Raw genomic sequence first — 10330 nt, forward strand, 5'->3', positions numbered from 1 at the left:
GCTCTCAAAACGTAATGGTTACTGGAAAGCTACGTGATACGGAAACGGTCATGCGTAGTTTGGAGGGGGGTGGTTGGAAAAGTGCCAAAAATGGTAACTCGCTGGCTACCTACCCTACCGCACGTCCGGTTCTGAGGGGGCGGGATTATAGCGATATAGTCCTGCTACCCGACCACGGTGACGCCTGATAGACAAGAAGCTAGACCAGATTATGAGGCGATTTGAGTCTTAATTGCTGATTTAACAGCTATCTCGGATCAATGCTATTAGAGGAAACAGACCGATTTGTGCCTTGTCGATCAATAGATGTTTCAGGAGGTTTACCTGCATTACGAACGTTGATAATCTTGCCGAGCAATTCAAACCAGAAAGGCGCACCCATCATGATCGCGAAGCCACTGACAATCCAACCCAAAAACCTCCTAAGTGGTGGCCAGAACCATCCTTTACTCTCTTGTGTTTGCTGCTTCAGATTAGCCTTGTCCTGACCGGAGGGCAAGGAAATAGTACTCTCTTCTATCTGCTGATCTCGATTAGCCTTGTCCCAACCGAGCGGCAATGAAAGAGACGGATTGACCTTTTGACGAACACATTCCAAATACTGAGTGTTCGCACCTGTATTACCTTGAGTAGGCAAACAATCTTTTGTCAAAAGAATTTCAATTGATTTTCTTAGGTGGGCAGCACGCCACTGCAAAAGTGTGGCTAATATCTCCTGAATTTCTGAGGCAACTAAGCTTAATATTAGGTAAATGAAAATTAAGCCGATTACTAGATTTAAGAGAAAAGGTAAGCTCATTTATTTTATTATATTTAACTTGATCTTTTTAACATAAACGCAAAGGCAATTTATGCAACAATCAAGAATTTAATAAAAAATGTTATAATAATTAATATAAATGTCTCATTACATAGTCTCTGAATATGAAAATATCCCCAAAAATGAGTCTTTTAGGAAAAGTCAAATAACCTTGCAACGAAAGAAATCTAGGTTCTTCAGTACTTGTTATGTCAAATTATTAAAATATAGAGATAAAACAATGTCAAGAAATGTATCAATAATCTGCTAAAAGTACTATATATATTGACATATAAAGAATATTTCTTGTTAACTGTAAATAGGACTTCCACTATTTTTATATAAATTTACAGTCATGACTAGCAAAAGAGATATTAAAATTCTAACAGAACTTCTTGATTTAGGAGATATAAAAGTTATATCACATCACCTTCATGCGATTTTGTGAGGTGCTAAAACCAAGAACGGAAATAGGGCATTTCGGGATGCGATAGCAACGAAATAAACCTGGTTTTATTGAGAATATGGCGATGTAGTTGATAATTAAATCCCGATCTCACATTTTCGCATTGCTCCCATTTATCCTCACTTGCTAAGGTGAATATCCAGAAAAATTTCGTCTAATGACTAGTTAGCTGGCTCTACAACACATCTTGCATTCTCAGAAATTACATTACATTAATCAAGGTTAAGGTTACTATGACAGGAGAATCGTCAAAGCTAGGTAGAGAATATCCGCAGCTTGAGCAGTTTTAAAGGTTGTTGTTATAAATATTACAAAAATTCACTGTACAGAGATAGTTATCGAACCTCTTACTCCATTCAGTGGCTATAAAAGCGCTTTAAATTTTTAGTTAACTTTATAATTACTCTATAATAGTGTTAACTACTTTGCAATAACAGTTAGTTGTAAATATAAGAGTGGCAATCTAATACCATTTCACGAAAAATTTGATACAAATGTAAAGCCTGAAAGCCCTGCTGCATCTAAGTTTTTTAATTGAGAATTGCGAATTGTGAATTGGTATAAGGTATGCCCATGAGAAATCGGATTAAGGAATTTGTTGACAGCAGAGGGATGAGCGTTTATCAGTTCTGGCAAGAAACTGGTATTAGCCGGACTACTGCATATAGCCTGTACAATAATTCCGCTCAGTATCTTGGCAGAGATGTCATGGACGCGATTTGCAGTCGATACAAAATACAACCAGATATTTTACTGAAATGGATACCAGCCCAGGAGTTGAAAAATGGGGATTAATCCTGCCACTATCGATCCTCTTACCTTACCTTCAGTATTTCTTCACGAGCGATCGCAGTTACCTAGTCAGCCTTGTATTTACTTCGCTATCGACCTTGACGGACAAATTCAATACATTCAGTAGATCACAAACTTTTTCCCAAAGGGCGATCGCTTACAAATTTTGTAGTCAGTGATACTTTTTATCAGTTGCTGTTTAAGCAAGGAGGTAGAGTATCAATAAGAATTGCTTATAAACAACTAGCAACTGAGCTTCTGTCAATTAGCCCGATAGAAGATAAATACCTTCAACAACTTGATATATTTTGTCAACAGCTTGACGGAGGAAGGCTAACATCTGTTTGAGACTAAATAATTTACGATAAATTAATCTTCCACCTCTTCTCTTTCGGCTGATTTTTAGCCATAGAAGGTTAACCCATATATTGACTAGAATAAAAGAGACACCAACGAATAATAATCTTAAAACTGGTTTTTTATTTGTTGTTCTAATTCGACAGATATTTTTGAGTCTATAACTACTTTCTATTCCAAATCTTTTCCGATAATCTTGATGTATATAAGATAAATTGGCTTTTATCTTATGAACTACATAAGCAAAGTATTCTATCCCCTTTTGATGTCGTTTGCCCTTTTTATATTTACAAACAATCCATAGTTCAAAGGTGACTGAATCATTTTGATTTCCACTTCTGGTCATAGTATATTTAGTTTTATAGCTTTTTCTACCTTTTAAAAACTGTTTAATTCCTCCTTGTTTTCCTGTTTTGATTGCTGGCATGAGTAGAGGGATATCTAGAGCTTGTAACCAACGAATGACGGGAACATTAAAAAATCCTCTGTCAAGATAAAGTTGTTTCACCTGAATATGAAGTGCATCAAGTTCTGCTAATAGATAAGTAATAATAGCAACACTTGTATCCAGCCATCTAACGCCTCTAATTGCAAGGGTTACACGTTTTCCTTTCATTAAAACATATAAAGTTGCATAGGCGTAGAAAGAACAAGTACCAGACTTAGCTTGACTCCGATATATATAGGGCAATTCCTTATTACTAGGCTTGCCATTAATTTGGAATTAAATTTAAATCAATAGCTAACTTTAGGTGTCCGTTTTTAATTACTCTCGGAACTCGACTTTTTAAAGCTTGATTAATTTGTCTCTCTAAATCTTCAAAATCATTAATTTTGTTGAGATGATATCTAATATCATTTCCAGATGGAATTCTCTTCAACGTTTTGGCTGTATTCTCAATAGTATCCCCATTGCTTGCAGCTCTCACTAAAATCTCAAATAAAGTTTTTTGATCACATGCACCTTGAGTTTTTATTGAGAAATTTTCTGTTAAACACTCAATAACTTCGTTTAGAGTTTCTGTCTCTGTTATAGCTAGTTGTTCTAATGAAAAAGTCAATTATTTTAACAAAATGATACACAACACTTTCATTATTTCACTTCTTGAAACTGTTAAAAAAATGATAATTTTTATTTATGTTTTAAGTAGCATATAGCACTTTAAGTATACTGGTTAATTTGTTGGCGATCGCCCTTTGGGAAAAAGTTTGTGATCTACTGAAATTGCTTTTTTCGTACCGAATACCAGTCTAAATTAGGACAGAGTATTAGCCGCCTTAAGTTGAGTTGTCACAAACACTGGTCAAATAATTTTGGGCATTATCAACCAGGACAAGAGCTTTTGCACCATAAATTTATGGTGTAGCACGAGTTTATTTGGTTGAATTATGGTTGACACCAATATATTAAGGCGAGTAGCATTAAATGTCAACAGGTGAGCGCAATAACAACAAGGTAGATTTACAAATGAAGATTAAAATAGATGTTACTCCGGTAGCATCTTTCCGTTGGAATGAAGAAAACGCGCAGAAATTAAGAGAATTAAGGGAAAAGGCTGGATATAGCCGGAAAGCACTATCAGAGATAGTAGGTATATCTGCTACTTACATTCAGCAATTAGAAGCTCCACACTTGTTTGTTAATCGTCCTAAAAAGCCGAAAGAAGTAACTGTTAGTACTGAAATTCTACAAAAGCTTTGTGTTGCATTAAATGGTGATGTATCTTCTTTAATTTGGGATATAAACTGCACTGTGCAGTAGTTGCGCTGCGTTACTAAATAGTCTTGACAAATTACAGGTGTGCGTTACAAAATACTAAATATAAGGGCGAAGGAGAATAAATCACCAGCGCCCCCAATACCAAAGACTTACAAACTAAATCAACTAAATCGAGTTACTGATACCAAACCAATAAAACTAGTAGCCACCGGGACTAGCAGCCGGAAGCCGTAAACTTGTAATGGCCAAGCCACCGTGAGATGATTCCGATGACCAAACTAAGTCTAAAAACTGGTTGTAAAAACTTCAATCCTCCCAGAATTAAGGCGATTGCGTACTCAGTAGTATGCAATCGCCTTTTTAAAAAATACAACATGGCTGTACAGAGGACACGGTAACATCCCAATATCTTCTCTACAGCTTAGTGCTGTCTGGTGTTTTGACCATCAGTTAATACGCTTTACCCTTGAACACTTTTATAAGGCTTCGCCAAAACTGGATTGAGAGTGTTGTGCTGAAAGCACAACAAACTGACCAATAAAAATAGGACGATCGCCGCTCTGGAAAAGTATGCGTTCGCCCTTTTACCCATTAAGAGGTATTTTCTAATGATTACACAACTTTCAGCCCCTACGCCAACAAAAGATCCGTTGACCACACGCGATCGCCAAATCATTGCAACCATCGTCAATCAGTCGGACTACTCCAAAAACTGCAAGCCCGAAGATGTAGTGACTATCTGGATCAACAGCGATGATATTGTGTGGGTGAAGATGACCCACGGCTATGCTAGATACCACAAAGAGCCATTCAAACGTGCTGTTGCAGAGGTAAAAGCGAGTCTTTCTACTCCAGTAGAGTCCAATCACAAGGAAGATGAGGAATTAAAACAAGCTGCTGAGAAAATTGGCTTGTTAGGTGATTGTGATTGGTTATCGTTGAGCGTCCAATACTATCCTGATAAGGTAATCGGTCATGCTGGTTGCTACACTTCACAGAAGCCTCAAATATTAACTCCATCGGCTGAATGGGATTTCACCCTGCCGAAGTGGAATATGCCTGCTGCCATCTGTCCAGACTGCGAAGGGCATGGGTGCGGTAACTGCTCCTATCGCGGTACTCGTGCAGAAGACTTGTGTACGCCAGTGGACGGCTACCGACTGACTTATGTAGGACGCACCGACCTTCAGACGGCTCACAACGTGTATCTTGATGGTGAATTCTTAGGAATTGTCTTCAAGGTCAGAAACGCTGATGAGTTATGGGAAAATGACCCTAAGACTTACTACTGGCAGTGTAGGGATGGCATCAAGTATTGGAGCGTCAGGGAGGCTGTAGAAGCACTGCGTAGAGTGACGACTCCGGTTGAACTGCCGAGGGTGAGCCGGGAGTTGGTAGCGGCGTAAGAAAATCAGAAGGCGTGACCAAAATCTACATCGGTCACGCCTGCTGTTTCGGAAAGTCTACGGCTTCGCCAATGCGAAAGTGAAATGTGTTGGTATTAAACAATGAACCCTCAAGAAAATGCCGATTTACTTGCTGCCTTGATACGCCAAGAGGAACTACTCAAGCAGTTAGTCGCAGCAATCAATAAGCCAAAGCTGGGATTGCACTCTGATGCTGGCAGTTGCAAAATCTACTGCAATCGTCACAATGGTTCACTGTGGTATACCCTAAACAACAGTGAAGCAAGTGCGATTACCCAAACTGCCTTAACTGGATATCTAAAAGAACTTAAATTCGAGAAGTGTGAGCGCAGAGGAAAAGAAGTTTACAAGTTGCTGATTACAATTCAAGCAGACAGAACCTATATATTAGAAAGTGGGCATGAGACTCACTTTGCTAAATCTGTATTAGCCGCGATCGCAACTCTTACTCCACAACAACTATACTCTCCGATCACGCTACAGCCTACTCCGGGAACAACCGATGAAAGCGTCTTATTCTGTCGGGTGTGGGTTGGGTCAGAATTAGTCATGGCATCCTACAACGAGCAAACAGAGTGGCGAGAGGTCAGTAAACAAGCTTTAGCTGTAACAAAAGCTGCGGCAGAAATGGTGTTCTAACTTGTTGTAAACAGGGCTTGAGAGATTGTAGTTATAAGTGACTCAAGCTTTGTCTACAGCTAATACATGCTGTTCACCTATTCATAACTAATCACAGATGACTATTACACTTGTTCACCCCAGCCTCGAAAATCTGCAATCATTTTCTGACTTGTTTAACCTGGAAAAACTATTGCAATCTGAGGGAGTTCTACCGTGGCTTTTAGCAAATGGCTGGAAGTACGACGATGACTCGAGTTTGATTGCAAATATTATCGATGAGTCTACAAGTCTTGATGAAATTTGGGACTCCAAAGAGTTTGATTTTAAGGCTCTGCCTGATGAATTAAAGGAAAAACTCAATCAAATATTTGAGTATTTCTATCTTTAATATTTGTCAATCTCAATCAACTCCACCCGGTCAAGTTAACCCACCGATTTCAACAACTAAATCTATTCCTGGGAGCGGTTCTAGGTTGTCTAAACCGTATAAAGAAAGAGTTGCTGCTTGACGAAAAAAGAATCAGATTATGCGTGAAAAACTCTCCAGTCAGATTTAATAAGTCTGACTGGAGAGAAAAATCGGTTCCATGACAAATTATGACACATTTCAATACTACTGAGATGGACTTAAATTTGATCAAAGTTTACGATTCAACGCTGTTAAGCTCCTCAAAAGTTTACCAAATAAACGGTAGGCTTTCTCGATATTTGGGTGATGAGGGTAGTATAAAACATCCACAGTATCTATTTCTACCTCTGCCAAATCAAAAGAAAAAAACCAGCTTTCGGCTAAATCGAAACAAACTCATGACTCGTTGTTATGAAGTCGAAGGTATGGTTTATGAAAAGCCTGTGGTACAGGATAATTCACAGCAACTTCAGCTATTTTGAGCTATGTCAACACATAAACCGCCAGTCATTAAAAGACCTGTTCGACTACAAAATAGCTCTACAAAAGTAATCTATAGGGCTACTACAGACATTCAGAAATTGAAAAATAGTCACAAAGAAAGCTTCGCTGAATTGAAAGTGAAAAATAATGATTGAGGTGAATAATAATGGTACAAGCAATCGACAACCCTATTGCTACAAATTTCCTAACTGATGCAGTAGTCGAACGCCACAATTTCTCACAGTTAAATAAAACTCGTATTCGCTTCCGTATCCAGCTAAAGAAAAGTACAAAGTCTGCCGCACCTAAATGGGCGGATGTGCTAAAAGCTGAGGTTTCTGAAATTGAATCAGACCTCGTTAAAGTTACAAATTCCGAAGTCGGCTTGCGGGGTATCAAGGTATTTAAAAAGCTGGATGAAGCTGCTACCCAATTGAGGCAAGAAATTGCTTCGGTTCAAGAGTGGATGAGTAGTGATACTGGTGATTGGGTCTGTCCGATTGATTTAGCTCCACTCGTTTGGAATCACTTAATCAATATTAGAGATAATATCGCCCCTGGTTTACGCAATCAATTAAAAGTTGATTACGAGTCAGGACTTGTAGATTACCAGGAACGGATTGACAAATTCCTCTCGCTAAATGCCTGGGAACTCCCTGAAGAAAAGCAACAAGAAGTCAAAGCTAATTTGTTAACAGTATTCCCCTCTCTCGCTGACTTGGAGGATTATCTACAGGTAATCATTGGTCGCCCAGTGATTATTCCTGCCTTCTCTGAACAACTCGACTCTCAACAGGCTGAGTGTTTAGACCAGATTACCCAATTTATCCAGCAATACGATAGTAACCTGGAGCAGAGATTGAGGGAATCAGCGATCGCTGGTGGTGAACAACTCGCCGCGCAGTTGCTCGAAGAACTGAGCGACTGGGAGCCAGGACGTAAGCCGGTGCAGTTCAAAAAAAAGATGGAAAAACACTTGATGAAAGTGCGGGTGTTACTGGCAAATGCCTCCCCGGAAGCTGGCAGCAGTTTACAGCAGATGATGGAGCATTTGGATTCGATTGTCACCGATCCGGCGATTGAGTCAAAAAATCTTGCCAGTGATGGGCGCAGTCAGTTACAGCAAAAGATGGAAGAAATTCGGGTCAAACTCCTAGACGAACAGCGCAATCTCCAACAGCTAGCAACTGGTGAAGTGGGCTTATCGAAAGCTACAGTCAGCGCGTTTAAGTTCAGGTAAAAAAATAGTCTTGGGCAAGGGTGTATTCGCTCTCTTACTTGATCGGTGTATTAAAAGTGCAATATTCGCGTGACAAAAGGATATCGCACTTTTACTATTTCTCAAACCAGATGACAAAAGGAATAATATTATGTCGCATTTCTCAACAGTCAAAACCAAATTAAGTAATCACGATTGTTTGTTGCAAGCGCTTTTTGATTTAAATCTTTCACCGCAAGTCCACGAAAAACCATACCCACTCAAGGGCTATTATGGTGGCTCCCAAGGTCAGAGTGCTGAAATTATAGTTTCTGGTCGCACAATTCAAGCCCGTGCAGATATCGGATTCAAGTGGAATCAAACAAGCAGTGTGTACGAAGTGATACACGACAGCTACGAGACAGTTCCCCGCCTGGGACAAGATTTCTTTAGCCACAAATTGATACAGGCTTACGGCAAACGGATGGTTCGCGCCAAAGCTGCCGAGTTACAGGGACAGTTGGGGGAGCTTATGTGCGCTTTTTCATGCTTTGATTTCTGCTATTGCTTTTCCAGATAGCAATGGAACGGCAGAGATTTTTGACGGCGATGCCGAACTTCATGAAGTAGTCGTGAGACTTGTTAATACTCACGATGAACTAGCTCCACTACCTTATCAAAAATCATGAAACTCTCAAATCTGCTCTCCACGCTCGATTCACAAATTCCCATCGCGGCGCTTGATGTGCTGTCGCCCGACGAAGCAACGACTATTCAGTGGCTGACTACAGAGGCATCCAACAAGCTATCAAGTCCAGTGTTATTCTGGAATCTGGGAGTATCAACCTTGGAGCAATGTTTAATCGCAGCAGATGGGGGATTGGTATTTAAGCCAGTTGCAGAGTATAAAAAGCCTCCCCACGCTGATCCACTACTATTTGTATTCGACTACATTGCTAACTTTAGTGGGAATGGTGTATTTATCCTCGGAGATATTCACCCCTTCATTGCTAAGAACTCACCCCAATTGAGTTGGGAGATTTTATCCAAAGTCAAAAACCTTTACCATAGGTTAAAACCCACAGATAAACGCATTGTATTGTTGGGTCAGAACATACAACTACACGAATCCCTAGTCAGATTGATTCCTTATTGTGAAGTTCCTTTACCTAGTATTGACCAAATACTTGAACACATCAATTCTTATTTGCATGACTTACAACAGTCTGCTAGGGAGCAAGAATTAACTTTTACTATTTCCCTTGAAAATCCTGAAAAAGAAACTCTTTCTCGTGCAGCACTGGGTTTAACTTTAGAAGAAATTAGTGATTTCCTTCGTTTAACAGTCAAAGAAAACTTAACTAATGATGGTGTCGTCGTTGGCGCTGATTTTATCCCCAAAGCCGTCGAGTACAAAACTCGGTTACTGTCTCAAATGGGTATCGAGTTGGGTAAGCCAACTACCATTCCTTTTGGCGGACTCGATTTGCTGCGCGAGTGGTTAAATCGTCGCCGCCGTCTGTTTACGCAAGAGGCTGTAGCCTTGAGTTTGCCCCAACCCAAAGGGTTGTTACTAGCTGGGCCTCCAGGTACGGGTAAAACGAGTGTCGCTAAGAACATTGCCAACATACTCAATTTACCACTCCTACAGCTAGACATTGCTTCCCTCCTTGGTAGTCTGGTAGGTGAGTCTGAGGGCAATATCCGCCGCGCACTCAAGACCGCCGAAGCGATCGCACCCTGCGTTTTATGGATAGACGAACTGGAAAAAGCTCTTTCTGGCAGTGGTGACACCAGTGGAGTCAGCCAAAGGATTCTAGGGAATATCCTCACTTTCATGTCCGAGTCACAGTGCGGGGTGTTCGTTGTTGCTACCTGCAATGACCCTTCAGCACTACCAACGGAGTTAAAGAGAAAGGGAAGATTTGATGAGAATTTTGTGCGACCCGTTGGTTGAAATGAGTAGAAATACTCAAGGAAAACCGCTTGGTTTAAGAAGGGAGAAATCCTAACAAAACCATGACAACTTAGCATTCATGTCAGTGAGAGGAAGTATCC

11 protein-coding genes and 2 pseudogenes are annotated in these 10330 nt (G+C 40.1%); 11 read left to right on the forward strand and 2 right to left on the reverse strand.

Annotated elements, in window-relative coordinates:
• Positions 1–188 (forward strand): hypothetical protein (locus LC653_RS42120; protein WP_229501230.1); only part of this gene is annotated, 188 nt, incomplete at its 5' end.
• Positions 189–247: 59 nt separating this feature from the next.
• Here LC653_RS42120 and LC653_RS42125 read toward each other — a convergent pair.
• Positions 248–799 carry a hypothetical protein gene (locus tag LC653_RS42125; protein WP_229501241.1) on the reverse strand — a complete coding sequence of 184 codons (552 nt, stop codon included), beginning with the start codon at positions 797–799 and terminating at the stop codon, positions 248–250.
• A gap of 1039 nt (positions 800–1838) precedes the next feature.
• Here LC653_RS42125 and LC653_RS42130 point away from each other — a divergent pair.
• Together LC653_RS42130 and LC653_RS46610 are read left to right on the forward strand one after the other, a co-directional pair.
• Positions 1839–2060 (forward strand): helix-turn-helix domain-containing protein, encoded by a 222-nt coding sequence (locus LC653_RS42130; protein ID WP_229501231.1) that lies wholly within the window; start codon positions 1839–1841, stop codon positions 2058–2060.
• The gene (locus LC653_RS46610; RefSeq protein WP_267923416.1) at positions 2050–2184 is read left to right on the forward strand and encodes a hypothetical protein; all 135 of its coding nucleotides are present in this window, start codon (positions 2050–2052) and stop codon (positions 2182–2184) included. Before LC653_RS42130 ends, LC653_RS46610 begins: the two co-directional genes overlap by 11 nt.
• 138 nt (positions 2185–2322) lie before the next feature.
• Here the strand turns inward: LC653_RS46610 and LC653_RS48135 are convergent.
• Positions 2323–3475: pseudogene (locus LC653_RS48135) on the reverse strand (ISH3 family transposase).
• Between the two features lie 365 nt (positions 3476–3840).
• Between LC653_RS48135 and LC653_RS42145 the strand changes: the two are divergent.
• The 8 genes and pseudogenes from LC653_RS42145 to LC653_RS42180 all read left to right on the forward strand — a co-directional run.
• Positions 3841–4176: a helix-turn-helix domain-containing protein gene (locus tag LC653_RS42145; protein ID WP_228675969.1), complete on the forward strand. Its 336-nt coding sequence runs from the start codon at positions 3841–3843 to the stop codon at positions 4174–4176.
• A 566-nt stretch (positions 4177–4742) separates the two neighbouring features.
• Positions 4743–5540, forward strand: coding sequence for a hypothetical protein (locus LC653_RS42150; RefSeq protein ID WP_229501234.1), 798 nt, complete (start codon positions 4743–4745; stop codon positions 5538–5540).
• Between the two features lie 102 nt (positions 5541–5642).
• The gene (locus LC653_RS42155) at positions 5643–6200 is read left to right on the forward strand and encodes a hypothetical protein (RefSeq protein ID WP_229501235.1); all 558 of its coding nucleotides are present in this window, start codon (positions 5643–5645) and stop codon (positions 6198–6200) included.
• Between the two features lie 97 nt (positions 6201–6297).
• Entirely contained in the window at positions 6298–6570 is a 273-nt protein-coding gene (locus tag LC653_RS42160) for a hypothetical protein (RefSeq protein WP_229501236.1), read from the forward strand.
• Between the two features lie 209 nt (positions 6571–6779).
• On the forward strand, positions 6780–7073 hold the full coding sequence (locus LC653_RS42165) for a hypothetical protein (protein ID WP_372478293.1): 294 nt from the start codon (positions 6780–6782) through the stop codon (positions 7071–7073).
• A gap of 167 nt (positions 7074–7240) precedes the next feature.
• Positions 7241–8314, forward strand: coding sequence for a hypothetical protein (locus tag LC653_RS42170; RefSeq protein ID WP_229501237.1), 1074 nt, complete (start codon positions 7241–7243; stop codon positions 8312–8314).
• Positions 8315–8444: 130 nt separating this feature from the next.
• A complete protein-coding gene (locus LC653_RS42175; protein ID WP_229501238.1) occupies positions 8445–8852 on the forward strand; it encodes a DUF1257 domain-containing protein in 408 nt (135 codons plus the stop codon).
• A gap of 105 nt (positions 8853–8957) precedes the next feature.
• Positions 8958–10211, forward strand: a pseudogene (locus LC653_RS42180) (AAA family ATPase); the annotation flags it as partial.
• Between the last annotated feature and the right edge of the window lie 119 nt (positions 10212–10330).

Origin of the sequence: Nostoc mirabile CHAB5784, from assembly GCF_020829645.1 — a bacterium.
GTDB classification, from domain to species: domain Bacteria; phylum Cyanobacteriota; class Cyanobacteriia; order Cyanobacteriales; family Nostocaceae; genus Nostoc; species Nostoc mirabile.

Excerpts from the sequence above, each read along its gene's own strand:
- LC653_RS42170 (WP_229501237.1), top strand. The coding sequence starts at position 7,241 with ATGGTACAAGCAATCGACAACCCTATTGCTACAAATTTCCTAACTGAT.
- LC653_RS42160 (WP_229501236.1), top strand. The coding sequence starts at position 6,298 with ATGACTATTACACTTGTTCACCCCAGCCTCGAAAATCTGCAATCATTT.
- LC653_RS42165 (WP_372478293.1), top strand. The coding sequence starts at position 6,780 with ATGACACATTTCAATACTACTGAGATGGACTTAAATTTGATCAAAGTT.
- LC653_RS42130 (WP_229501231.1), top strand. The coding sequence starts at position 1,839 with ATGAGAAATCGGATTAAGGAATTTGTTGACAGCAGAGGGATGAGCGTT.
- LC653_RS42150 (WP_229501234.1), top strand. The coding sequence starts at position 4,743 with ATGATTACACAACTTTCAGCCCCTACGCCAACAAAAGATCCGTTGACC.
- LC653_RS42155 (WP_229501235.1), top strand. The coding sequence starts at position 5,643 with ATGAACCCTCAAGAAAATGCCGATTTACTTGCTGCCTTGATACGCCAA.
- LC653_RS42175 (WP_229501238.1), top strand. The coding sequence starts at position 8,445 with ATGTCGCATTTCTCAACAGTCAAAACCAAATTAAGTAATCACGATTGT.
- LC653_RS42125 (WP_229501241.1), bottom strand. The coding sequence starts at position 799 with ATGAGCTTACCTTTTCTCTTAAATCTAGTAATCGGCTTAATTTTCATT.
- LC653_RS46610 (WP_267923416.1), top strand. The coding sequence starts at position 2,050 with ATGGGGATTAATCCTGCCACTATCGATCCTCTTACCTTACCTTCAGTA.
- LC653_RS42145 (WP_228675969.1), top strand. The coding sequence starts at position 3,841 with ATGTCAACAGGTGAGCGCAATAACAACAAGGTAGATTTACAAATGAAG.